25 protein-coding genes and 2 tRNA genes are annotated in these 24,219 nt (G+C 59.2%); 10 read left to right on the top strand and 17 right to left on the bottom strand.

Translation table 11 applies throughout. The features are described from left to right. Position 1 precedes the first annotated feature (1 nt). The 5 genes from DWY76_RS08310 to DWY76_RS08330 all read left to right on the top strand — a co-directional run bounded on the left by DWY76_RS08310 (position 2) and on the right by DWY76_RS08330 (position 3,598). The gene (locus DWY76_RS08310) at positions 2-706 is read left to right on the top strand and encodes an N-acetylmannosamine-6-phosphate 2-epimerase (protein ID WP_005944596.1); all 705 of its coding nucleotides are present in this window, start codon (positions 2-4) and stop codon (positions 704-706) included. 15 nt (positions 707-721) lie between these two features. Continuing rightward, positions 722-1,651, top strand: a complete 930-nt coding sequence (locus tag DWY76_RS08315; RefSeq protein WP_120080887.1) for an ROK family protein — start codon at positions 722-724, stop codon at positions 1,649-1,651. Between the two features lie 6 nt (positions 1,652-1,657). Then, a complete protein-coding gene (locus DWY76_RS08320; RefSeq protein WP_097775091.1) occupies positions 1,658-2,296 on the top strand; it encodes a GDSL-type esterase/lipase family protein in 639 nt (212 codons plus the stop codon). 215 nt (positions 2,297-2,511) lie between these two features. After that, a complete protein-coding gene (locus DWY76_RS08325; protein ID WP_120080889.1) occupies positions 2,512-2,991 on the top strand; it encodes a hypothetical protein in 480 nt (159 codons plus the stop codon). A gap of 298 nt (positions 2,992-3,289) precedes the next feature. Continuing rightward, positions 3,290-3,598: a DUF6465 family protein gene (locus tag DWY76_RS08330; protein ID WP_005944609.1), complete on the top strand. Its 309-nt coding sequence runs from the start codon at positions 3,290-3,292 to the stop codon at positions 3,596-3,598. A 132-nt stretch (positions 3,599-3,730) separates the two neighbouring features. On the opposite strand, the gene DWY76_RS08335 is transcribed toward DWY76_RS08330, so the two are convergent. After that, on the bottom strand, positions 3,731-4,387 hold the full coding sequence (locus DWY76_RS08335) for a metallophosphoesterase family protein (RefSeq protein ID WP_120080891.1): 657 nt from the start codon (positions 4,385-4,387) through the stop codon (positions 3,731-3,733). A 37-nt stretch (positions 4,388-4,424) separates the two neighbouring features. After that, positions 4,425-6,350 carry a BMP family ABC transporter substrate-binding protein gene (locus DWY76_RS08340; protein WP_120080893.1) on the bottom strand — a complete coding sequence of 642 codons (1,926 nt, stop codon included), beginning with the start codon at positions 6,348-6,350 and terminating at the stop codon, positions 4,425-4,427. A 172-nt stretch (positions 6,351-6,522) separates the two neighbouring features. On the opposite strand from DWY76_RS08340, the gene DWY76_RS08345 reads away from it, so the two are divergent. The 4 genes from DWY76_RS08345 (at position 6,523) to DWY76_RS08360 (ending at position 7,958) form a co-directional block, all read left to right on the top strand. Further along, complete coding sequence (locus DWY76_RS08345) at positions 6,523-7,086, top strand: DUF1643 domain-containing protein (RefSeq protein WP_005944615.1); 564 nt, start codon at positions 6,523-6,525, stop codon at positions 7,084-7,086. A 32-nt stretch (positions 7,087-7,118) separates the two neighbouring features. Continuing rightward, entirely contained in the window at positions 7,119-7,655 is a 537-nt protein-coding gene (locus tag DWY76_RS08350; protein WP_044954070.1) for a phosphatase PAP2 family protein, read from the top strand. Between the two features lie 144 nt (positions 7,656-7,799). Beyond that, positions 7,800-7,873 (top strand) — tRNA-Arg (locus DWY76_RS08355). An 8-nt stretch (positions 7,874-7,881) separates the two neighbouring features. Then, positions 7,882-7,958: transfer RNA gene (locus tag DWY76_RS08360), tRNA-His, on the top strand. 584 nt (positions 7,959-8,542) lie between these two features. On the opposite strand, the gene DWY76_RS08365 is transcribed toward DWY76_RS08360, so the two are convergent. The 10 genes from DWY76_RS08365 to DWY76_RS08410 all read right to left on the bottom strand — a co-directional run bounded on the left by DWY76_RS08365 (position 8,543) and on the right by DWY76_RS08410 (position 18,379). Continuing rightward, positions 8,543-9,907, bottom strand: coding sequence for a cell envelope biogenesis protein TolA (locus tag DWY76_RS08365; RefSeq protein WP_120080895.1), 1,365 nt, complete (start codon positions 9,905-9,907; stop codon positions 8,543-8,545). Between the two features lie 14 nt (positions 9,908-9,921). After that, positions 9,922-10,107, bottom strand: a complete 186-nt coding sequence (locus DWY76_RS08370; RefSeq protein WP_005944623.1) for a hypothetical protein — start codon at positions 10,105-10,107, stop codon at positions 9,922-9,924. A 3-nt stretch (positions 10,108-10,110) separates the two neighbouring features. Further along, entirely contained in the window at positions 10,111-11,994 is a 1,884-nt protein-coding gene (locus DWY76_RS08375; protein WP_120080897.1) for a hypothetical protein, read from the bottom strand. Positions 11,995-12,006: 12 nt separating this feature from the next. Further along, positions 12,007-12,390 carry a hypothetical protein gene (locus DWY76_RS08380; RefSeq protein ID WP_005944627.1) on the bottom strand — a complete coding sequence of 128 codons (384 nt, stop codon included), beginning with the start codon at positions 12,388-12,390 and terminating at the stop codon, positions 12,007-12,009. Positions 12,391-12,461: 71 nt separating this feature from the next. Continuing rightward, positions 12,462-12,677 (bottom strand): hypothetical protein, encoded by a 216-nt coding sequence (locus DWY76_RS08385; protein ID WP_097775085.1) that lies wholly within the window; start codon positions 12,675-12,677, stop codon positions 12,462-12,464. A gap of 13 nt (positions 12,678-12,690) precedes the next feature. Next, a complete protein-coding gene (locus DWY76_RS08390; protein ID WP_044954098.1) occupies positions 12,691-13,689 on the bottom strand; it encodes a N4-gp56 family major capsid protein in 999 nt (332 codons plus the stop codon). 28 nt (positions 13,690-13,717) lie between these two features. Next, positions 13,718-14,809, bottom strand: a complete 1,092-nt coding sequence (locus tag DWY76_RS08395) for a ribosomal-processing cysteine protease Prp (RefSeq protein ID WP_120080899.1) — start codon at positions 14,807-14,809, stop codon at positions 13,718-13,720. A gap of 16 nt (positions 14,810-14,825) precedes the next feature. Continuing rightward, a complete protein-coding gene (locus DWY76_RS08400) occupies positions 14,826-16,640 on the bottom strand; it encodes a hypothetical protein (protein WP_120080900.1) in 1,815 nt (604 codons plus the stop codon). A 12-nt stretch (positions 16,641-16,652) separates the two neighbouring features. Further along, entirely contained in the window at positions 16,653-18,101 is a 1,449-nt protein-coding gene (locus DWY76_RS08405; RefSeq protein WP_120080902.1) for a phage terminase large subunit, read from the bottom strand. Continuing rightward, on the bottom strand, positions 18,098-18,379 hold the full coding sequence (locus DWY76_RS08410; protein WP_120080904.1) for a chemotaxis protein: 282 nt from the start codon (positions 18,377-18,379) through the stop codon (positions 18,098-18,100). Before DWY76_RS08410 ends, DWY76_RS08405 begins: the two co-directional genes overlap by 4 nt. 381 nt (positions 18,380-18,760) lie before the next feature. Here DWY76_RS08410 and DWY76_RS08415 point away from each other — a divergent pair, with 381 nt between their 5' ends. Continuing rightward, positions 18,761-20,131 carry an NCS2 family permease gene (locus DWY76_RS08415; RefSeq protein ID WP_120080906.1) on the top strand — a complete coding sequence of 457 codons (1,371 nt, stop codon included), beginning with the start codon at positions 18,761-18,763 and terminating at the stop codon, positions 20,129-20,131. Between the two features lie 138 nt (positions 20,132-20,269). Here DWY76_RS08415 and DWY76_RS08420 read toward each other — a convergent pair whose 3' ends face one another. From DWY76_RS08420 to DWY76_RS08440, 5 genes are all read right to left on the bottom strand, one after another. After that, positions 20,270-20,473 (bottom strand): hypothetical protein, encoded by a 204-nt coding sequence (locus DWY76_RS08420; RefSeq protein WP_097775079.1) that lies wholly within the window; start codon positions 20,471-20,473, stop codon positions 20,270-20,272. A gap of 52 nt (positions 20,474-20,525) precedes the next feature. Then, positions 20,526-21,713 carry a sodium/glutamate symporter gene (gltS, locus tag DWY76_RS08425; protein WP_097775078.1) on the bottom strand — a complete coding sequence of 396 codons (1,188 nt, stop codon included), beginning with the start codon at positions 21,711-21,713 and terminating at the stop codon, positions 20,526-20,528. Between the two features lie 14 nt (positions 21,714-21,727). After that, on the bottom strand, positions 21,728-22,714 hold the full coding sequence (locus DWY76_RS08430; RefSeq protein WP_165852594.1) for a TAXI family TRAP transporter solute-binding subunit: 987 nt from the start codon (positions 22,712-22,714) through the stop codon (positions 21,728-21,730). 86 nt (positions 22,715-22,800) lie between these two features. Beyond that, the gene (locus tag DWY76_RS08435; RefSeq protein ID WP_120080910.1) at positions 22,801-23,121 is read right to left on the bottom strand and encodes a hypothetical protein; all 321 of its coding nucleotides are present in this window, start codon (positions 23,119-23,121) and stop codon (positions 22,801-22,803) included. A 99-nt stretch (positions 23,122-23,220) separates the two neighbouring features. Further along, positions 23,221-24,219 (bottom strand): beta-methylgalactoside transporter, encoded by a 999-nt coding sequence (locus DWY76_RS08440; protein WP_120080912.1) that lies wholly within the window; start codon positions 24,217-24,219, stop codon positions 23,221-23,223.

Consider the following 24,219-nt stretch of genomic DNA (forward strand, 5'->3'; position numbering starts at 1 on the left):
GATGGATAAGGAAAAGCTGTTTGCTCAGATCAAAGGCGGTCTGATCGTCTCCTGTCAGGCACTGGAGACGGAGCCCCTGTACACGAAAGAAGGCGGCGTGATGCCGCTGATGGCAAAAGCCGCCGCCATGAGCGGTGCTGTGGGCATCCGTGCCAACACCGTGCGCGACATTACCCAGATCAAGCAGGTGGTGGATCTGCCGGTCATCGGCATCATCAAAAAGGACTACCCCGGCACGCCCATGTACATCACCGTTACCATGAAGGAAGTGGACGAGCTGGTGGAGTGCGGCGTGGACATCCTTGCCGTGCAGGGCACCGGTGCCCTGCGCCCGGACGGCTCCACCTCCGCCCAGTTCATCCGCGCCATCAAGGCAAAGTATCCCGACCAGCTGGTGATGGCCGACTGCGACAACTTTGAGAATGCCATGGCCTGCGCCGAAGCCGGTGCCGACTTTGTGGGCACCACCATGCGCGGCTACACCCCGGAGACCAAGGGCATTGACGATATCGACTTTGATTTTGTCCATAAGCTGGCCGCAGAGTGCCCGGCAAAGGTCATTGCCGAGGGCCACATCCACTACCCGGAGCAGGCGGTCAAGGCGCTGGAAGCCGGTGCATTCGCACTGGTGGTGGGCGGTGCCATCACCCGCCCGGCAGAGATCACGGCCCGCTTTACCGGTGCCATCAACGCCGCAAAAAAGTAAAATGGAGTGTGCCGGATGAAACAGTATTTTGGCATTGATATCGGCGGCACTGCCGTCAAGCTGGGCATCGTGGACGAGACCGGCAGGGTGCTGCTCAAGGGCGAAGCAAGCGTCAGCTTTGACGGCTACCAGACGCCTGTTCTTACCACCGTGCGCAGGGCCGCAAAGGAGTTTTTGACCGCAAATTTCATCCCGGTGGAAAGTCTTGCGGGCATCGGCGTTTCGGCCACCGGTCAGATCGACAGCCGCAAGGGCATCGTGGCCGGTACCTGCGGCAACTTCCCCAATTACATCGGCAGCCCTATCAAGTCTGCGCTGGAAGAGGACTTCGGCCTGCCCGTCACAGTGGCCAACGACGCCAACTGCATGACACTGGGTGAAGTGTGGGTCGGCGCTGCACAGGGCTATACGGACGTGATCGGTGTGACCCTTGGCACCGGCGTGGGCGGCGGCATCCTGACCGGAGGCCATTTGTTAGAGGGTGCACGGGGCCTTGGCGGTGAGCTGGGTCACTACCGCACCCACGCGCTGGACGGTGTGGACTGTACCTGCGGCGCAAAGGGCTGCTGGGAACGCTACGCTGCCACCACCGCGCTGGTGCGCGCCGCACAGGAAAAGAACCCCGATTGGAAGGATGGCCGCGCCATCTTTGCCGCAGCCGAAGCAGGCAACGAGACAGTTCTTGCCCTGCTGGACCACTGGACGGACGAGATCGCACAGGGCCTTGCAGGCATGGTGCACATCTTCAACCCGCAGCTCATTCTGATCGGCGGCGGCGTGAGCGCGCAGCAGAAACTGCTGATCGAACCCATTGCCGCAAAGGTGAAAGCATCGGTCATGCCCGCCTTTGCAGAGGGGCTGGAAGTGCGCGCCGCTCAGCTGCACAACGATGCCGGTATGGTGGGCGCAGTGTACTACTTCCGACAGACCATGGAAAAGGAGTAATCATATATGAAAACACATATCCTCTGTCTGGGCGATTCCAACACCCACGGCTACTGTGCCGACCCGAACGACTGCGCCGACCACGGCATCCGCTTCAATGAAGAGGAGCGCTGGACCTGCCGCCTGCAGAAGGCGCTGGGCGACGAATACCTTGTGACCGAAGAGGGACTTTCCGGCCGCACCACCGTATTTGTGGACCCCATCCACGAATCCATGGATGCCCTCAGCGTCATCTATGCCCTGCTCAAGAGCCACGAGGTCATCGACCTGCTCATCATCATGCTGGGCACGAATGATGTGAAGGAGCGCTTTGGTGCCAATGCCGCCTGCATCGCTGCGGGCATGGAGCGGCTGATCCTCAAAGCAAAGAGCGTGGACTGCTGGGGCACCAAGCAGCCCAACATTCTGGTGGTGGCACCTCCTCCCATCGGCGCAGGCTTCCACGACGCTGTGATGGGCGATGGCTGTGTGGAAAAATCTGCCGGTGTAGCCGGGCAGCTCCGCATCATCTGCGAGCGGCAGGGCGTGCACTTCCTCGATGCAAAGGACTGCGAGTTCAACAAGGTGGATTTCATGCACCTGACCCGCAAGGGCCACGCACAGCTGGCGGAGCTGCTGGCAAAAGAAGTGCCGGGCCTGATCTGAGCACGATTTTAAATGCTCTCCGCTTCGCTCTGAGCATCTTTAGCGGAAATACTATTTTTTATTAGAGCAATACCGGACAGACTGCGGTCTGTCCGGTATTGCATTTTTCACGGAAGGGATCATGACCGCAAACAGCATCGGCTCAATTCATCTTGTAAATACCGTTAAAATCGGCTATACTTTCCGCAGAAAGAACCATTGAAAGGAACTGTGCCATGTCTGAACTTTTAAAAGCGCCTGTCACCCCTGCTCAGCAGGCAAGAGATACCCTTTTGGGTGCCCTCGTGGGGCTTGCCCGGGCCACCACCAACGAGCCCAAAACGGACGACACCGACGAGGTGCTGAACGCCGGTCTGCGCCTTGCCGCGCAGCCGGATGCACCGGAGGAAAGGCTGCAGCGGATGCTTGCCATCGTCCAGACTGAAAAGCACCGCGTTGCCCCGGGCTGCGCCACCTGTGCCATGCCCTGCGGCAACACGAACGATTACGATTTTGTCCGCCTGTGGGCTGCGCCCGAGAGTATCCGCACCCTCAAGCTGCAAATGCTTTCTGCCGCGTTTGCGCTGGCCCAAAAGCGCCCGCAGGGTCAGGCGCAGGCCGCCGTTTATCAGCTGCTGTTCACCCTTGCCGAGGACTGGGACGAGGAGCTTCTTGCCCCTGTTGTGCAACGCGCCGAGGAGCTTTGCCGGGAGTAAATCGGCACCCGGAAACCGCGTTTTTAACCCGAAAGGTTTGTACTTTTCGGCTTCCTCGAAAGTGCTGTGAAAAGTCTGCCTTTTTCTGTGTTTTGGCGGCATTTGCACGGCACTGCGTCCGCAAAAAGCATTCCGGACAGTTTGTTTCCCGATTTCCTGCCTTTTTCCGAAAGTTTTTTGCAAAAAAGACTTTACAAACCATTTCTAAAAACTTATTATATAAGTAATATATTTCATGGAGCCAATGCTGCGCAGCCCCCTGTGCAGCATCCAAATACGATCAAGGAGGGGTTTATCTATGCCCGAAAAGAAAAAGACCGCAGCGGCTGCTCCTGCTGTGGAAGCTCCTGCCGCTGAGGCCAAGGAGTCTAAGACCCGTAAATCTGCCAAGGCCCCTGCACGCCGCGGCCGTCCCCCGCTTGCACCGGAGCTGTATGTGGAGTTCAGCGGCAAGCAGTATAACGTGACCGATATCATCGACCGTGCCAAGGCCGATTACCGCGCTACCCACAAGGTTGGCGTGCAGTCCTGCAAGGTATACGTCAAGCCCGAGGAAGACGCCGCCTATTACGTGATCAACAAAGTCTCCGGCAAGCTGGAGCTGTAACTTTTCCTGTATTCTTTTCTCCTGCTGCAAAGCACTCCGCACCTGTTTTGCGGCAGGTTGTCCGTTCCCACACAAGGCTCCATTTTAAACCGTAAAAAAGCTGCCCTGCATCCAAAAATGCAAGGCAGCTTTTCATTTTACATCAAACCATCTTTTCCAGAGCGGATAATGCTGGATCACTGGGTCCGGGTCCGGGATCTCGAACACATAGCGCTCGGTAGCGTTGATCACGGTGGTCTTGCCGCGGGTGCATACGCGCGGCAGCTTTGCATCATAGTTCAGGTGCACATGGCCGTGCACGAACCACTGCGGCTCGTATTCATCCATCAGATCATTGAAGCACGCAAAGCCCTTGTGAGCATGATCCGTGCTGTCGTTCAGGCCAGCCGCCGGGGAGTGGGTGAGCAGCAGATCGATGCCGCCCACATGATGGGCCTTGCGCCAGAGTTTGCGCACACGGCGGCGCATTTCCCTTTCCGTATACTGGAAGCTGTCCTCCCGATTATTGTAGCGGATGCTGCCGCCCAATCCCATAATGCGCAGGCCCTTCCACACATACACGCTGTCGTCCACACAAATGCATCCACCAGGTTCATTTTCCCTGTAACTGCCGTCGTGGTTGCCGTGGACATACAAGATGGGCGCAGCCGTAAAGTTCGTAAGATATTCCAGATACTTCTGCGGCAGATCCCCGCAGGAAAGGATCAGGTCGATGCCTTCCAGATGTTCGCGGGTACCGTAGTCCCACAGTGCTTTAGAGGGCACATCCGAAATTGCAAGAATTTTCACATCGGTTTGCTCCGTTCTCTCTCGGCCTGAGGGCCGCTTATTTCACAAACCCTTTCAGGGTATTGAGGCCGTTGATCGCCATAAGCACATGCGTTTTTACATCCAGTTCATCGTAGTGCGGCAGCGCACCTTCCACGCATTCGTCCAGCCAGTCCATCTCCATCAATTCCTTGGGACTGTAGACCACGGCCTCCGGCGAGTGCAGCACATGCCCCTGCGCGTACAGGTCTTCCGGGAAGATGCGCAGGTTGTTCTCGCTCAGCATCTTTTCCATCAGGTCCAGCAGCTGTAAAGTGCCTGCGGGCAGGTCTTTGCTGTAATCGATCTCCTCTGCGCCGCTGCTCATCCCCCACCAGTAATTCACGGCTCTGGCTCCCGCTGCATCGCTGTCCCATGCACCGTCAAAAATGGAGCGGATGATCTCGGTATAAAAGGTATCCCACCGCCACACCGGCAGGCCCAGCGGCTGCAGGGTGCCGTCCGGCTGGCGGCGGCACAGACCGTAGTCCCGGTGGGTGCCTTCCGGCTCGCGGTTATCGCGGGCATAGAAGATCTCCACATCCGGCCGGTCAGAGAAATCCAGCGGGTGTGCCGGGTCCGGCAGGCAGGCCCAGCGCAGCACCACCTTTGCGTCCGGGCGCACGGTCTTCAGGCCCTGCGCATAGGCGTTTACTGCCGCCGGGATGCCGTACACCGGGTTTGCCGCCACATAGCCTACGCGGTCGGTCTTGGTCAGCACACCGGCCAGCATTCCCAGCAGATAGGTCACTTCATACGTGCGGGGATAGTAGGTGCGCACCAGCGGGTGCGGCGCGTTGAGCGAGCAGTTCAGGATGCGGGTCTTGGGGTGCTGGGCCGCCACCTTCAGGCAGGCGGTATGCATCCGGGCACTTGAGGTGAACACCACGTCGGCATTGTCGTGAGCCACATCCTCCAGCACCTGCTCCGCGTCCACCTCAGGCTCGATGTTCTCTTTGCGGGTGATGAATACCCGGTCCGGGAACGCCTGCTGCAGCGCTTCGATGCCCTTGTCGTGGGCGCGCACCCATGCGCTGTTTTCGGCGTTGTGCTCGTGCAGGAACACCACCTTCAGCTCGCTGGGCTTTGTAAAGATGTTCAGCTTTGCCAGCAGCGGTTCGCCGGGGCCCTGCTTCGGCTCCAGCGAAAGGGCCACGGCCTGCGGCTCGGTGAGCACCTTCACCTCATCCCACAGCTTTTCCAGATTCTGCTTCATCTGGCTGGGCGTGCTCTCGCAGGCATCCGCGTAACGGTAGACCGACAGATACACCAGCATGGCATCGCCGGCAGTCAGATTCAGTCCGTCGCCGCCCAGAGCCAGAAACTGCTGGCGGAACATGGTATAGAAGGAGGAAAAGCTCAGCCGGTCATCATCCGTCCAGCTTTCACCGCTGGCCTTGCACACCAGCGTCTGCAATTTTGCGTAACCCCCCAGACGGGAGAAATGCACATCGTTGACCTTGGAGAGCTTGTAAAAATCCAGAAATTCGTAGTAGATACGGTTTTCCAGACTGTCGTTCCGTTCCGGGACGAGCCGCGTGACCGTGCCCGCGATCCTGACCGCATCAAAATACTTGAGCACCGATACCCGCTTGTTGCCTTCCTGCACATAGAATTTGTTCAGGAACTCGTAGGCAATGATGGGGGTGTGGATACCTTCTTCCAAATGCGCATCGCAGAGGTTCGACCACTTGCCTGCAAACTCGGTGTCCGGCTCCAGCAGGGGCATAAAGTTCGGTGCAAAGGCGGTGTGACGGCCGCTGGTCTTTGTGCCGACGATGCTTTCCGCCGGGATCTCCACAAGGCCCAGCGGCTCCTGCGCCACGATGTTCACATTGACCAGAATATCGTCCAGCACCGCAAGATACGGCGACTGGCCGCGCGCCACACAGGCACGGTAAGCACGCTGGCCGCTCTTCAGTGCGTTCTTGTAATCTTCCAGCATAGTTGCTCCTTTTTCTCATCTGCAATGCGCTGCAGCCAGCTGCCGCAGCGTCCTTCTTTAGTATACCATGAAATTTGATTTTATGGGAGGATTTTCCGCACAAAAGAGTTGATTTATCCTGCAGTTTCAGGTACGATAATAGAAAGCAAACAATGATAGGAGCATTCTTTCCATGCAGACCGAACAGATCCCCGTACTCAAGGCCGACGAATATCCCGGCGGCATCTGGTATTACGAGCCGCATACATATCAGCCTTACCGTTACGTACTGGGCCGCGTTGGCACCCACCCGCTGGTATGCATTGGCATCAACCCCAGCACCGCCCAGCCCGGTGCGCTGGATCCCACCTTGAAAAGTGTGGAGCGCCTTGCCGCCGCCAACGGCTTTGACAGCTGGATCATGTTCAACGTGTATCCCCAGCGCGCCACCGACCCTAACGATATGGACCGTGTGCCGGACCGTGCCCTGTGTGACGAAAACCTGCGCTGGCTCAAAGCCGTTCTGGCCCAGACCGAACCCACCATGTGGGCAGCGTGGGGCACGCTGATCGAAAAGCGGGACTATCTGCCCGGCCTGATGCGGGAGATGGTGGCCCTGACGCGGGAGCGGGAGATCCCGTGGGTCACCTTTGGCAGGCGCAGCAAAAAGGGCCACCCCCACCACCCGCTGTACCTGCGCAAGGATTCCACCCCGGAACCCTTTGATGTGGAAAATTATCTGGACACCTGCTTTTAATTTTTCAGGTGCCCGATGCGGAGGGATCTTTTTTGACCGCAGAACATTATCACGCCCTGCACAGCTGGATGGATGCCCACCCCACAGCCAAGCGCTGTGTGGTGGCACTGGACCGCTGGCTGCCGCTCATCCCTTTTGTATGTTATCCGGTGCTGCTCTGCCTGCTGAACGTCCGGCTGTTTCGGCTTCTGGGCAGTCAGCGTCAGGCCGCGCTGGACCTCACCGCCGTCATTGCGCGGACGGTGTTCGTGCCGGGGCTTACCTTCTGGGGCGGCACCATCCTGCGGGACAGGCTGAACCTGCCGCGTCCCTATGAACAGCCCGGCTTTGAACCGCTGCGGCACAAGGAGACCCGGGGACACTCCTTCCCATCCCGCCACGCGCTGAGCGCTTCCGTGCTGGCCATGGTATGGATGTATTTCTACCCGAAGGCGGGCTGGGTGATGGTGGGCATCACGGTGCTCATCTGTGTTGGCCGTGTGCTGACCGGCGTGCACCATATCCGCGATGTCGTGGGCGGAGCCGCGCTTGGCTTTGCTTTGGGCTTTGCGGGCATGTGGCTGCTGTAAAGCAGTGCTTTGCGGGCTTTGAAAAAAGAAAAAAGATTTTTGCATTTTTTGCTTGACAGAATGGGGCCTGTATGGTATTATACTTCTCGCAGCGTGTGCCGACACACAGCTGCCGCCATAATGGAACCCATGGGATTACAACGTGCGCCCGTAGCTCAGGTGGATAGAGCAACTGCCTTCTAAGCAGTGGGCCGGGGGTTCGAGTCCCTTCGGGCGCATCTATGTGGTGCCCATAGCGTAGTCGGTTAACGCGCCAGATTGTGGATCTGGAGACCGTGGGTTCGAGTCCCACTGGGCACCCCACCAAAAATCCGCTGATGCTTTGCATCGGCGGATTTTTTTATTTGGTGGGGTATCCCAGTGGGGCTCGAACAAGGCGGCTCTGACGCATCAGCGGCAGAGCAACCAACAGCCCAGTGGGCTGTTGGTTAGCCTGCGGGTTCCAATCAGTAGGAATGTCTACCAAGACAAATGCTGTGCTGATGCTTTGCATCGGCGGATTTTTTTATTTGGTAGGGGTATCCCAGTGGGACTCGAACAGCAACGACGACGACCGCGGCCTGCGGCCGAAACAGGGAGGAGTTGTTGGGGCCGTGTTCTGATTTTTCAAAGCCCTGCCAAGGGGCTGCGGAAAAATCAGCAAACACAACCCGTAAGGCCCTGACCGTCAGATTCTGCTGCGGGTTCCATTCCTTAGGAATGTCTACCGGGGAACCTTCTGCCGCTGTTCAAAACAGCGGATTTTTTTATTTGGTGGGGTATCCCAGTGGGACTCGAACAGCACGCCATTATTTTCTGCTAAAAAAGCATGTGCAGAACACCTCTGGCCGGAACGGCTCCTGTGTGCTCTGCACATGCTTTTTATTGTTTGATATCTACCCGCACGGTCAGCGCCTCATCTGCTGCAGGATCTGTGCGATCTCTGCGCTGGAATAGCCATCCTGCCGCAGTGCGGTGCTGATGCTGGTATCGCTCTTGCCCTGGCTGCGCATCAGCATGGCCATGTAGGGCACCGTCACATTCCGGGAGGTGTCACTGCCCAGACGGGTGGCAGTGCCCGTGCTGCGGTTGGCTGTACCGGAGGACGTACTGCCCGTGCCAGTGCCGCCAGTCTTACTGCCTGCCGCCGTGCTGCCAGCGCGGCTTGCTTTCTGCGCCGCATTGGACTTTTTCAGGTTCCACTCGCCCAGTGCGATGTTCAGCTTCTGGCTTGTGACATCGTTGTTGAATTTCTGCTGGTTGAGTTTGTCCTGATACTCCCGCTCGCTCGTCTCGTTCTCGTAGCGTTGCTGGTTCAGGCTGTCCTGATACTGACGCTCCTGCAGCTGCTGGTTCCACTGAGTGTCCGCACGGTCTGCCTCGTACTGACGGTTGCCGGAGTAGATGTTGTAGCCGGTATTCAGCAGGCCGCTCAGCATGGAGCCAACGCCCGTGGTGCCGCTGAGAACGATCTGCACCGCATCGCCCAGCACACCCAGCACGGTCATCACATTGCTGAACACCTGCTGGCGGCGTGCTGCCTGCTGCTGTTCCTGCGCGGAGTAATAATCGTGCAGGGTGCCCAGCTGGCTCAGATAATCCTGATACGCGCTGTAGTCCTGCGCATAGGCGTTGTTGTATGCTTCGCCCTTCTGCTGCAGCTGAGTGTAGTAGTCCGAGAGCTTGTTGTTGTACTGCTGCTGGGCATCCTGTTCGCTGTTGTTCAGCTGATCCAGCTGGCTCACCAGCTCGTTGCCGCCGCTGGTATACGTATCCAGTGCCAGACTGTACAGCGTGGGGATGGCGCTGCTCAGCGCACCGATCTGCTGCTGATACGCCTGCTGGGCGGCGCTCGTGGCATAGCTGGAGCCATAACCGCCGGTCAGGGCTGCAGCCTGCGCCGCAGCATCTGCGCTGGCGTTGTGGGCGTTCTGCAAATAGTTCTGCTCGTACTGGCGGTAGAGCGGATCCTTGGTGTAGCTGTACTGGAAGCTCTCACGCTGCAGCAGCTGGTTCAAAAGCTGATCGATCCGCTCCTGATAGCTGCTCTGATAATCGCCCGGGCGGTTTGCCTGCCACTCCTTCAGCGCATTTGCAGCATCCGTCACGGTCTGGCTGGGCTTGTAGCTGGAATTTGCCAGCGCGTTTTCCACCTCCGAGCGGCTGTCCAGTCCCGCCGCCGAATAGCCGCTCTGCACGGCAGGCTGGCCGCTGCCCTCCGTCTGCGCCTGCACAACGGCAAGCGCTTCGTCCTTTTTCTTTCTGTTTGCCATATATGATCCTTTCCTTATAAATTCTGCAGTTTCGTGCGCATCTCGTCGGACATGTTCTCAACGTCCAGATTGCTCAGCACATACTGCAGCTGTTCCTGCATCTGGTACAGGTAGCTGCGCAGGGCACGGGCATCCTCCGGGTCCATGTTCTCGCTGAGCTTGGGCAGGCCGATCTTGTTAATGCCCATCACGCTTGCCATTCGTCACACCTCCCCGCCTGCAATGCCGCCCTTGGCAGCGGCCATTGTTTTTGCAATGCTGCGCAGGGTGATCTGTCCCCTGCCCTTCAGGCGCAGCCGCAGGGTGCCGTGCCTCCGGGGCACGAACGGCAGATCAAAGCTGCGCCGCTTGTCCTGTGCCGTCAGGCTTGCCACCGTCTCCCATGGGCCGCCGTCATAGCTGGCGGCCACCTCCACCGTACTGCTGCACTCGGCATCCAGCCGCAGCGTCAGTCGGGAAAGATACCGGTCCTCGGCCCCGTCCAGCCCAATGTCACCAGTGGTCAGCTCAAAGTTCAGCTTTTCCTCCACACCGTCGGTGGCCTGCCAGTCCGCTTCGCGGCTGGGATCTGCGGCCCACAGTGCCTGCCCGTCCCACAGATAAAGCTGTCCGCCGGTGCTGGTCATCTCGTAGGAGCACACGTTTTCTTCGCTCCAGAGCGCGCGCTCGGTATCGTACACCAGCAGCCTTGCCGTATTTTCGCCTGCCGCCGTGCGGGCCACATGCAGGTAATAGCGACCATCCAGCGCACTGCCCACCGCGCTCTGCACATTGGCCAGTCGGCCCGAATCCAACGCGCCGGACACTTTTGTTGGAATGCTGCCGTCCCATGCCATCACACCGTCCGGCGAAAGATAATAGAGCGTCTCGTTCAGCACACACAGGCTGCGCGCCGCGTTTTTGGCAACGCCCCGGCAGCGCAGCGAGGTGAGCTGAAAATCCGAAGGCTTGGAGCCATAGAGCTTGTGCAGTGTGTTCTCCTTAAAGAACAGCGCATAGCCCATGCATGTGGCCGCGCCGGTAAACGCACCATCGCTGCCCACCGTCACTGCGTAGCTGTCTGCCGCAATGCCCCGGTAGGAAAACCAGTTGGTGGGGTCGCCTAAGCGGCAGGCATAGATCACGTTTTCCTTGCTGCTGCAGCCCCATACCCGGTTGTCGCACTCGGTAACGTAGTCCAGATCCGGCACGCGGCGTTCCATCCGCACCGGCGTGCTCACCGCAAAGCTGCGTGTCTCCTTGCCGTCCAAGCTGGTCCACTGGGCGCTCTCGGCGCTCTGCACCAGCGTGCCGTAAACATGATCTCCCTCCGGGCTTACCCGCACGCGCAGCCCGTTTTCCAGCACATCGTAAACTACCAGATCCCCGTCCAGCTTTGTCCACATGCCAGCCTGCTGTGCTGCCGTGCCCTGCACGGTCACGGTGTCCCATTGGGCAAATAGCCTCTGCGCGCCCGCCGCTGTGATGCGGCAGTATTCCAGCGGCACTGCCGTCCAGCTGCCGGAGGATGCGCTGTACTCTTCCAGTGTGCTGGTGCTGGCCCATGGGTGCTCCTCGTCCTCCACCTTCAAAAAGAGCTGTCCGTCTGCAGGCTTCTCCGGTTCCTCCTTGCCGTAACCGCTCACCTCGTAGACCTTGCCCGCGGCATCGCAGGGTGCAAACTGCACGCTCTGTCCCTCTGCCTGCCATACAGCTCCCAGTGCCGAAACACTTCCGTCCGCTGTATCAAAGGCTACCTTGTCCGGGAAGATCAGGATTTTTGTACCAATGCCCACCAGTGCCTTTTTGCCGTCGGTCACTGCCTCGGTGCAGGTCACCGGGTTCGCGCCGTCGGCATCCGGCGTGTAGATCAGATCCTTCCCGCAGACGGTCAGCAGCCCGTTCAGGTGATACATGCCGTTCAGCTCGGTCAACTCCCTCAGCTTGCGGCGCGGCTTGCGGGTGCTCAGCGCCGGGAAATCCCGGGCAGAAAAATTCACGCCCGCGCTGTACTCTGCTTCCGAGCAGGCATAGGTCTCGTTCAGCCCGCCGAATACCCGCACAAGACTGCGGCTGTTCTGCAGCTTCGCTCTGTTTGCCAGAACCATGCTCTCACCTCCTTACCAGCGCCACTGGGCACCCGTCAGGGTCGGGTAGCTGCGCCGCAGCCACGCCGCCAGATCTGCCAGCAGACTGTTGTACTGGGCCTGCTCCCCGACGTAGCGGTCGGTCTCACCAAGGGCCGCATCGGTCATGGCACACAGATAATGCGGATACAGCGCATCAAAAGGTGCCGGTGCCAGCAGCACATCGTCGTCCTGCAGGCTGTCGTCCCATGCAAGGTCTGCGCCCACATCGTCGTATGCATCTGTGATGCTGTTTTTAAAAAAGCGTTCCCGCAGCATCGCGTCTGCTTCCTTCAGCCACGCCTGCCGGGTGGCCAGCGCAATGCGGCTGCCCGGGCGCAGCTCTTCGGCGCGTTCCAGCGCCTGTCCTACGGTCATATGTTCACTCTCCTTTTTATAAAGGCCCGGCCGGGCAGGCTCCCCAGCCGGGCTTTTTGTCTGTTTCGGGTTTACTGGGCGGCGTTCTCTGCCGCCGCAATGCGGGCGGCAGTCAGCTCATCCTGCATCTGGCTGTGCTCCAGCACCTCGGCCACTTCGGGCGGCACTTCCACCTCCACGCCGCGGCGGATCTTATAGTTCACACCGTTCACGCTCACGAACAGATCGCCCTTGTAGCGGCTGTTATCCTTGAACAGCCGGATGCGCACATTTTTCTTTTCAGCCATGGCTCACGCCTCCTCAGTTTGCAGCAGCGGTGGCGGAATAGCTGGACGCACTTTCAATGCGCACCATGTACTGCTCCACCAGACGCTCTGCCGCACGCATGCCCTTCCAGCCCACGGAAGCGCGCTGGTTCAGCGGGTCGTCGCCGTAGCCCAGCTGCTTGACGATGTGCTCCAGACCGCCGCCTTCCAGCTCGGTCACGCCGTAGGCGTGGGCACCCAGCACCAGCGTGCCGAACACAGCCAGACCGTCCGGGCAGGTGGAATCCTTCCAGATCTTGGCCTCGCTGGTCTCGATGAAGCGGATGTTGCCCAGCTTGCCGATCTCGCCGCGGAACATGGTGTCCGGGTCGGCGTACTTGTGCACCTCAATGAACTCCTTGCTGGTCTTCAGGTCGTAGGCAGCGTAGGGGTGGATGATGGCAATGTAGCTGTCGCCGATGGGGTCGGCGTTCATCGCGCCCAGCTGTGCCGCCGCCTGAAAGAACAGCTTCGGGGTCAGGGTGCAGGTCTTGTCCAGTGCCTTGCGGCTGGCAACGGCAGTCTCGGTGCCGTCTGCGGCCAGCTTGGGCGCATAGATCACATTGGTGCCGCCCGCCAGCACATCGCGGGTAATGCTGTCCATGGTGCGGCCTGCCTGACTTGCCAGCACACGGGTGGCCTGCACCACATTGTTGTCAATGGCGGTCATCTGCAGCACGTCGGTCAGCGGAGTCCAGCCGCCGTACTGGTGCAGATCGCTGGTGATAGTGGTCACATTCAGTGCCTGACCGTTCGGGGTCACGCCCTCGGTCAGCGGAGTGGATGCCTTGGGCAGGCTGTCGTACTTGCGGAACTCAATGGTCTTGCCGCCGTTCTGGGGCACAGGGTAGTAGTCCGCAAACTGGTCGTGCACCAGACGCGGCTCTGCCTGATCGATGAGACGCTTCTCATAGAAGGTCTTCATCTCTTTCGACATGGTAGCGGTGGTGTTCAGGTTTTCCGCAAACAGCTGGATGTTGAAATTCTTGTTCATGCTCATATTCCTTTCTCTTGTAAAATAGTCACAATTCGATCTGTGCTCCGTGGAGCACACGGCGTTCCAGTGCTTCTCGCTGGGCGCGGGTCATGCTGGCTACATCCGGGCGGACGGTAGCCGCGCCGCCGGGTCGGATGCCGTTTTCGGTGGGCCGTGCGGCCCGCTGCTGAATGCGTTCCATCACGCCCTGCTCCACAGCCTGCGCTGCAGTGCGCAGGTTTTCGTCGTAGTGGGCCAGACGGTACGCATCACGCACCCTCATGCCGGGCAGCTGCATCAGGCGGCGCATCTCCGGGCTGCGCAGCTCGTTCTGCAGATCAAAATCCGGCTGGCTGCGGCGCATGGCCGCTTCCTCTGCCGCCCAGCGGGCATGCAGGCTGTGCACAGCAGCCTGTGTGCTGCGGGCAAAGCTGGACAGCGGCGGCAGTTCCGGGCGCTGCACAGGCAGTTCCTGCCGGGGCTTTTCCGGCTGCAGCTCTACGGTTTTCTCTGCCGAAGCCTGCGGCACAGCGGGCGCTTGTTTTGCTTTGTCCGGCTTCATGGTGCCGGAGGCCACCGCCTGCCGGGTCTGCGCTTCGCTCAGGGCCGGGGGAGCGGCTTCTCCCTCTGCAAAGAGCTGTAGCATAAAGGTTCCCCACGGGTTGCGGCTCCCAGCGTCCACTTCGTGCCTTGAGCGGCACTCGTGTTCTGCTGGCCGCTGCCCCAGCCTCGGCTCCCTGTTTCCGCCGCAGGCGGCGGTCGCCTCCGCTGCAAACAGCTGCAGATCCATCATGCTCTCCTTTCCTCTGCGGCTCACATCTGCAAAGCGGACATTCTCCGGGTAGCGTTCGGCCAGCAGCACAAAGCAGGCTTTGGCCAGCTCAAAGGCACCGCGCACCCATTCTTCGCAGGGCGCATCCACGCTCACTGCCAGACGCGGGCCGTCCGGCTCATCAAAGGCTTCGCTGTGGGCGTTCTCTTCCCCGGCCAGCAGGTACACAAGGCCCTGCATCACGGTGCTGGCTCCTGCACAAACGATGTCCTGCCCGGCAGGCGCATAGCCTGCATGACCGGCAGCTTCCAGCCGGCAACTCAGCCCGGCGGGGGTATCCATCTCGCTGTAACAAACTTTCATCATAAAATTCACCTCCTTTTTAATGGATGTCCATGGCACGTGCAGCGGCGGCCACCGGCAGGGCATTGCCAAGGCCCGCCAGCTTTACCGCCTGCCCGTCCTTCTGCGCAGACGCACCGCCTGCACTGCGGGCCGGTTCGTCAGGCCCGGTGCCCTGCTGGGCGATCACCGCCGCCATCTGTGCCATCTGCTGCTGCATCCTAGCCAGCTGCTGGGCAAGGGTGCCGTTCTGCCGCACCCGCTGGCGCACCTTCTCAATGCCTTCAAAGTCCATCATTTCCAGTGCCGCAAGGGCGGCATCGGCATTTTCCGGCTTGAAAAAGCCCAGCTGATAGCACTCCTTGGCCGTCTCGTTCTGGGAAAGGCGGCTGAAGGTGCTCTTCTTGGCGGCGCTCACCACGATGTCAAAGATCGGCTCCCGGCTGCCCAGTTCCACGCCGCCCACGCTGCCGCCGGGCACCGCCCGCAGCGCCTGCGCCGAGAAGGGCACGAACCGGCTCTCGCCGCTTTCGCCCACGATGCGGAATACCCGCTGCTCGTCGTAGAACTGGCGCATCAGCTCGATGATGAGATAGCACTGCTTTGCAAAAGCACGGTAGGCGCTCTTGAGCATATCGCGGCTGAGTTTGCTGCCTGCCTCCTGCAAGGCCGCAATGGCGCTGGCTGCGGTCACACCTCCGGCAGTGCCGCCCTGCGTCATGTCCCGGTTGCCGCTGATCTCCTTCAGCTCTTCAATGCGGCTCTGGCGGTAACTCAGGCTGTTGCCCTGCAGGCCCGCCGTCTGCAGCGGACGGAAACTGTCGTCGTTGAGCCGTCCCACCACATGCACGATGTCCCGGCTGAAATCGGCCAGTTCTTCCTCGTTGACCCCTGCCGTGTCGCTGAGCACATACCGCTGCTTTGCACTCAGCAGCACGTTCTCGTCCATGGCATGGTTCATCTTGTCAATGGCCGTCTGGCAGTCCTTCATCACATCGATGTAGCCAAAGCCCGCCGGGCTGTCCTCCTCCACGAACAGCGGGTCAAATACAAAGGGGTACTGCCCGTGGTCGTACAGGCCGCTTTCTGCCAGCGCCGGGTCGTTCTGGCTGGCGTACAGCACCACGCCGTTGCAGAACTTGCAGTAGTGCAGCACCATGCGCCCCGTTTCATCCGGGCGCTTGTAGTACCAGTCCACCACCACGCTCTTGGAGCTGGTGTCCTGCCCTTCATCGTGGATGTACCGGGGCACGTCCAGCACGCTGGCGGTGTGTCCTGCCAGCTGCGGGTACTGCGCGCACAGCCGGGCCGTGTCCTCAAGGCTCAGGCTGAAAAAGTCCGGCGATGCCTGAATATCCGCCACGCCCGGCTCCCAGTAGAGCATCAGCAGGTTCACGCTGCGCACCGCAATGTCGCCAATGCCGCCGCGCATTGCAGGGTCCCAGAAGATACCGGTCACGCCGGTGCCCTGTTTGAGCTTGCGCCACCAGCAGTCGCTGTACACCTGCTCGTAGTCGGCCTGTTCCAGCACCACCGGCAAAACGCTGGAAAGTGCCCGTGCGGTGTTCTCGTCATCTGCCTCCCGGGGCAGCACGTTCGGTTCCGGGTAGTTGTCCATGGCATCGGCGTGCTTGTTGGCAATGCTGTTGAACAGCCACCCGCTGGAAGGTTGAGCCTTGCCGGGCATCATGGGATTCTGGTAGTTTTTCCAGTGGCCCATGCGGAACCACAGCTCGTTATCCACAATGCGCTTGTCCAGCGCAGCCTTGCCCGCCTTGTACCGCTGCAAGGTCTGCATGGCCTCGGCCACCTGTGCTTCACCCACGGGCAAAGCTTCGTTCTCGTAATCGTCCATTGCGTTTCTCCTTTAAATTCTGTAAAATCTTGCCCGCTTGTGCAGGTTCAGCGGGTCGTCGGGCATGGGCGGCGCAGCACAGCGCACCGGCGGGCTGATAGGGTTCTCCATCAGCACATAGCGGCACTCGTCGTAAATGTGATCCTCCTGCCGGGTGTCGATGTCCTCCACGTTGCTTTCGTCGTACACAAGGTTCGGGATCGTGCGGATAAAGTGCTTGCAGGTATTGAACACCTGAAACATCGGCCTGCCGTCCGCATCAAAATTCAGCCGGTAGTGGAACTGCATCTTGCCCGCAAGCCGGGTGTTGTCGCCGGGGGACCAGCGCAGGAAGTTCGGGCTGCGCTCCATCATAGCGGCAATGCTCTCGCCGCGGCTCTCATCAAAGATGGCCGGATCGGCAATGCCGTGGATCACCCTGCCGCGCAAAAGCGGGTCGTTCTGCTCTGCCTCCCGGATGCGCCGGGCCTGTTCCACCGGGTCGATGCGCAGGCCCTCGTTCGGCCTGCCGGTGCAGCCGTACAGCTCCTTGATGCGGTACAGCCGCCCCTCCTCGTCCGCTGCGTACCACCCCACCGAGAACGGCTTGGAAAAGCCAAAGTCGAACCCGCGGTAGATCTGCCAGTGCTTCGGGATGGTGAACGGTGCGATCACATGGGTCCAGCGCTGGTCTTCGTAGCGGGCCGGGTCGTTGCGCCATTCGGTAAACACCTGCCCGGAAAAGCTGTCCCAGCTGCCGTAGAGCAGCGCCTGCTTTTCTGCTTCCGGCATACTGGCAAGGCTTGCAAGGTAGCCGGGGTCGTTTGCCAGCAGGGCGGGGTTATCAAAAATGCTGGAAGGGATGAACACCCGCGCCCGCTGCAGCTTCTGTTCGGTGCCGTCCGGCAGCTTTACCGTGTATTCCTCGGTGATAGGCGTGCCGGGCGGTGCGGGCGTGATGAACCGTGCCTTCACCCACCCGTGGCCGATGCCGCCGGGATTGGTGGTGGCCCGCATGTACACCCGGGTGCCCGGGCCGGTGGGACGGTTGCGGCTCATCATGTAGCTGTACTCTTCCCATTCAAAGTGGGTCAGCTCGTCAAAGCCGATAAAATCGAAGGCCTTGCCCTGATAATTGGTACGGTCCTTGGTGTACTGCATGGAGCCAAAGTAAATTTTTGCCCCGCTGAGGAAGTTCCACACATGGGCCGTGGCGTTGTACTGTGCCTGCGGGAACGCCCTGTGGTAGTACACCTGGCTCTTGTCCACCAAATCGGAAAGCTGCGGGTAGGTCTTGCGCAGGATCAGCGCCCGGTAGTGTGGAATGTGCACCTGCCGCAGCGCTTCGATCACCAGCGCGTCGCTCTTGCCGCCGCCTGCCGCACCGCCGTACAGCGCTTCCGGTTCCGGGCGGCTCATAAATTCGGCCTGCCGCGGCTGGGGCCGCCAGACCACCGGCACTCTTGCTTGTACAATGCTCATGGTTCTTCCTCCACCGTCGGCAGCAGCACCACGCCGCACTCCGCTCCTTCTGCCTGTGCCCCCTGATCGTTCAGGGTCTTGGCTACACCGGCCAGATCCTTGAGCACCGCCGTGGCCTCCTTGAGGTCTCTCATGGTGCCTGCTCCCGATGCGCCTTCCTTTTTTGCCGCCTTCTGCCGGGCATTCAGTTCCCGCACCTGCTGTGCCAGCAGGGTGCTCAGGGTGTCCGTGGCTCGGCTCAGGCTGGCCAGCCCTCTGGCCTGTTTTGTCTGCCCCATGGTGTTGGGTATCAACTCCTTTCCGCCCTGGTGTGCTGGGCTATGGCAAAAGGATACCACTGGTGCTGCTTTCCCAACAGTGTGCACTTTTACAGAGCCATAACGTATATTTTAAATTTAAGAATCCGATTCGTATACTTTTATTCCTTTTAATTCATCGCTGTTTCGTATCTTTTCAAAAGCAGTGTTTTTTCTCCATCAAAATTTGTGGCAGACCCGCAGAAAACCTTCAAAGTCATACTCATTTGCGATTTTTGGACAGAAAATGAAAAAAGTGTGTTTATTCTGTGGACAAATGCTTTTGTAAAATGTTACAATAGGTTCTGTTCTTTCTCGTCCCACGCACGGACGGGATGTTTTATCTGAATCAGGAGGTTCCTCATGTTAGAAAACATCTTTCATCTGAAGGAGAACCACACCGATGTCAAGACCGAGATCATGGCAGGTATCACCACCTTCATGACCATGGCTTACATCCTTGCGGTCAATCCCAACATCCTTTCTGCTTCCGGCATGGATTCGGAAGCCGTTCTGATCGCCACCGCGCTGGCATCCTTTGTTGGCACTGCGCTTATGGCTCTGCTTGCCAACTATCCGTTTGCACTGGCACCCGGCATGGGCCTGAACGCCTACTTCTCCTACACGGTCGTTCTCACCATGGGCTACAGCTGGCAGTTGGCCCTGATGGCCGTCTTTGTAGAGGGCATCATCTTCATCGTGCTGTCCCTCACCAATGTCCGTGAGGGCATCTTCAATGCCATCCCCATGACCCTGAAGAGCGCCGTCAGCGTGGGCATCGGCCTGTTCGTTGCTTTCGTTGGCCTGCAGAACGCAAAACTGATCGTCAACAGCGATTCCACCCTCGTCACCTACCAGCACTTCAAGGGCGAGACCTTCTCCAGCGTGGGCATGGGCGCGATCCTTGCCCTGTTGGGTATCGTGATCACCGCCATCCTGCTGGTAAAGAAGGTCAAGGGCGGCATCCTGTACGGCATCCTTATCACATGGGTGCTGGGCATCCTCTGCGAGATCGCCGGTATCTATGTGCCCAACGCCGATGCAGGCATGTACTCCGTTATCCCCACCGCTTTTGTCAGCTTCGACTTCTCCGCGCTGGGCAAGACCTTCGGTCAGGTATTCAAGACCGATTTCTCCGGCGTTGGCATCCTGAACTTCTTCGCCGTCATGTTCTCCTTCCTGTTCGTTGACCTGTTCGATACTCTGGGCACCCTGATCGGTGTTGCCTCCAAGGCCGACATGCTGGACGAGGACGGCAAGCTGCCCCACATCAAGGGCGCACTGATGGCCGACTCCATCGCCACCTGCGCAGGCGCTGTGCTGGGCACTTCCACCACAACCACCTTCGTCGAGAGTGCTTCCGGCGTTACCGAGGGCGGCCGCACCGGTCTGACCTCTATGACCACCGGCATCCTGTTCCTGCTGGCCACCATCTTCAGCCCTCTGTTCCTCACCATCCCGTCCTTTGCAACGGCTCCGGCCCTGATCATCGTGGGCTTCTACATGATGGGCTCTGCCGTCAAGATCGACTTCAATGACCCCAGCGAGGGCATCCCCGCCTTCCTGACTGTTCTGGCCATGCCCACTGCCTACAGCATCTCTGAGGGCATCGCCATCGGCGTCATCTCCTGGACCCTGATCAATCTGGTCACCGGCAAGGCCAAGGAAAAGAAGATCAGCCCCCTGATGTATGTGCTGACCGTGCTGTTCATCCTCAAGTACGTGTTCCTCTAAGCCGCTGATCTTACCGCAAGCAAAAAAGCTCCCGTCCTGATGATGGACGGGAGCTTTTTTGCTTCCTGTGATCCGGAACAGCCTGCGCATTCGCTCCGGGCTGTCCGGCGTGGAACTATTCTTTTTTAGCAATCGGGGTTATTTGCGCCGCGGGTGGATATGCACTTCCGGGATAGCCACGTTATCATAGTGGATCGGCTTATCTGCCGCCGGAGTGCCGTCCGCATCCGTATGATGTGCCACCTTGCCGGTATGGATTTCCGGCAAGGCCACGGTTTCTTCCTCATGGGGATGCTCCCGCTTTTTTCCGAGCCACGTTTTCAGATGGTGATAAAGCGACATTTCACGTCTCCTTTCCCGGTGCGGAAGCCCGCCCGAACTGTAAAGATCAGCTTCAGATAAAATTGATGAACACCGTAATGACCAGACTGTTCAAAAAGTCCGCAAACAGACTGCCCACCAGCGGGATCAGCAGATACGCCTTGACCGAGGGCGAATATTTATCGCAGATGGCCTGCATGTTGGCCATAGCGTTGGGCGTTGCGCCCATGCCAAAGCCGCAGGTGCCGGATACGATCACCGCCGCGTCGTAATCGCGGCCCATGATGTTGAACACTACCAGCACCACATACAGGATCATGAACAGGGTCTGCCCGGCCAGCAGCACGATCAGCGGCAGGGCCAGCTCTGCCAGCTGCCACAGCTTCAGGGTGATCATGGCCATACCCAGGAACAACGAAAGGCAGATGCCGCCAATGTCATTGATCTCGCCCATATACACGGTGTAGCCGCCTCCATACTCACCCACATTGCGGATGATGGCCGCCGCGATCATGGCACCGATATAGATGGGGAAGGTCATGCCCGTCAGGCTCAGAAGTCTGGACAGCACCGTGCCGATGCCCATGGCGACGATCAGCTGGAAGCTTGCCGCCGGGTACATGGTGGTGTGGCGCTCGTGCTTCATTTCTTCTTCCACCAGCAGGCTGTCATCCTCCGGCACCACCGTGGCCAGCAGGTTGTGCCGCTCAATGAGCATCTTACCGATGGGGCCGCCCATCATGCTGCCCGCGATCAGGCCATAGGTGGCCGCTGCCGTACACAGGGTGGTGGCCCCCTGAATGCCAAAGTCCTCCAGCACCGGGCCAAAGGCACCGGCGGTGCCATGACCGCCCACCATGGGGATGGAGCCGGTGCAAAGGCCCACCAGCGCATCCACGCCCAGCAGCTTTGCCAGCCCCACGGCTACAAAGTTCTGGCTGACGATCAGCACGATGACCACGCCCAGAAACACGATCATCGCTCTTCCGCCGCTTTTCAGCACCTTGAGGTTTGCCTGGAAACCCACCGAGGTGAAAAACATCACCATGCAGACTTCCTTTAGAATATCATCAAATGCAAACTCGGCAACGCCGGTCACATAGCACACACAGGTAAAAATGGCGAACAGCACGCCGCCAATGACCGGAGCCGGAATGCAGAAACGTTCCAGCACCTGCACCCTTGCCCGCAAAAATTTGCCCAGCATCAGCACCAGCACAGCAACGGCCAGTGTCTGATACATATCCAATTCGATTTTCATTGCTCTACTTTCCCTCAGTTCCCAGCCGCTTCATCGACCGTAATTCCTGCCGCCTTATAATATGCGGCCGCACCCGCATGAAACGGGATGCCAACGCCCTCTACTGCGTTTTCCTCCGGGTCCAGCGGGATGCCCAGCTGCTCTTCCAGCCCTTCCCGGCTGGAGAACAGAAGCTGTGTCAGCTGCTGCACCTGCTTTGCAGGCAGCGCGTTGCTGGCCAGCAGAACGGCTTTCACACCCACCGTCTGCACCTCCTCCGTCTGTCCGGGATAGGTGCCTGCCGGCAGCGTAACGCCGCTGTAGGCGCTGTAAGCGCTCTGCAGGCGCTGTGCTGCCGCACCGTCCACGTTCAGCAGCCGGATACCGCACTCGTCTGCCAGAGCGGTCAGCACCGGGCTGGGCGCGCCCACTGTCATAAAGATGGCATCCACCCTGCCCGCCTTCAGCTGGGCAGCGGCATCCTCATAGTTCAGGTTTACCATGCTCACCATCTTGTCGTTCAGACCATAGGCAGATAAGATCTGCCGCGCGTTCTGCTCCGAACCGGATTCTTCCGCGCCAATGCTCACCGTCCTGCCATGCAGGTCCTCAATGGACTGGATGTCGGAATCCGCCCGCACCACCACCTGACAGGTCTCGGTGTACAGCGCCGCCACGGCACCAAAGCCCCGGCTTTCCTCCTCGTCGGCAAAGATGCCGGTCTGATCATAGGCATCCTGCACAAGGTCTGCCTGTGCAATGGCCAGCTGCAGGTATTCGCCGGTCAGCAGGCGCAGGTTCGCTGCGGAACCGGCGGTAGCCTTCAGCTCCACCTGCCCGTTGTCCGTCTCATTTTCCAATGCTGCGAACCGCTCACCGAACTCCCGGTAGCTACCGCCCTCGCCAGCCACACCGAAGCGCAGCCGTTTGGCCTTTTCTGTCGATGCACATCCGCTCAGAACCGCAGCTGCCAGCAGAATGCCTGCCAGTGCCGCCGCGAGCCATTTCTTTTTCAAGATCACCACTCCTCTTCCTGCCGCCGCAGTGCGGCAGAGCTTTTATCCTAAATTATACGCATATTGCGGATGAAATGCAATCACCTATATTCTTACCCGCCGAACAGCCCGAAGAAGCTGGTGTGGGTCACCCCCAGCACAAGGAACAGTGCGATCAGTGCAAACAGCACTCCGATGATAATATCCATCTGGTGCACGGTCAGCGGAAAATGATCGTACATCTTTTCTTTCGCATTCACAAAGTTTTTGTCGCCGTTGTTGAGCAGGCTCTTTTTTCCTTCCTCAAAATCCACCTTCTGCGCGGCCAACTCTGCCTGCTCCTGTGCAAGCTGTGCTTCCCGGGCCGCAAGAGCAGCTTCCCGCCGGGCAAGCTCAGCCTCGCGCTCTTCGGGCGTCTGTTTTTCCTGTGCCATAACGTACCTCCTGATGGTGTTTTTATTATAATACCACACAAATGCAGATAAAAAAAGCGGGCCGCCTGCCCAAAAGCAGACGACCCACAGAAAAAGCTCTTACTTCTTTGCCAGATACTTGCGGATATCGATAGCCACAGCCACGATAATGACAAGACCCTGAACGATGTAGGTGTAGGAGGAGTTCACGTTCATGAACTGCAGAGCCACCTTCATCAGCTCAAAGACCAGAACGCCGACCAGAACGCCGGGAACAGTACCAACGCCGCCGGTGGTGGAAACACCGCCGATGGTGCAGGCTGCGATGGCATCCAGCTCATAGCCCATTGCAGTGTTGACGGATGCGCCGCCGGACTTTGCAGCCAGCAGGCAGCCTGCCAGACCGAACATGCAGGAGGCCAGAATGTAGATGCGGATCTTGGTAGCGTGCACGTTGACACCGGCCACCTCAGCAGCAGCTTCGTTGCCGCCGATGGCGTACATGTACTTGCCGTGGCGGGTCTTGTTGTACAGGAACCAGAAGCATGCAGCCACCACCAAAGCGATCCAGATCAGCACGGGCACACCGATGATGGTGTTGGAGGCCAGAGAGGTGAAGTTTTTGTTCAAAGAGCCGATGGGGGTACCGCCAGTGTACACCAGACAGATACCGTAGACTACCTGCTGCATGCCCAGAGTTGCAATAAAGGGCTGCACCTTCAGGTAGCTGACCACCAGACCATTGCACAGACCCACGATGGCGCAGATGGCAATGACCAGAATGAACACCACGGGGGTGGACAGGGTGGGCATATTGGGGTAGAACTTGCCGGAAGCGCCTTCGGTCTGCGCAAAAATGCAGGCCAGACATGCGGCAAAACCAGCCAGACGGCCAGCGGACAGGTCGTTACCGGTGGTGATCAAACAGCCGGAAATGCCCAGAGCGATGATGTAGCGGATGGACACGTTCTTGAACAGGTTGATCATGTTGGTGCCGGAGAAGAAGTTGGGGTGCATGATGCCAACGATCAGAGTGATGGCCAGCATCATCATAATAATGGCGTTGTTGCTGAGCCACTTGCCCACAGCCTTGCCATTCAATTTTTTGGTAGCTTCCAC

This window comes from Faecalibacterium sp. AF27-11BH (genome assembly GCF_003603005.1).
Classification (GTDB): domain Bacteria; phylum Bacillota; class Clostridia; order Oscillospirales; family Ruminococcaceae; genus Faecalibacterium; species Faecalibacterium taiwanense.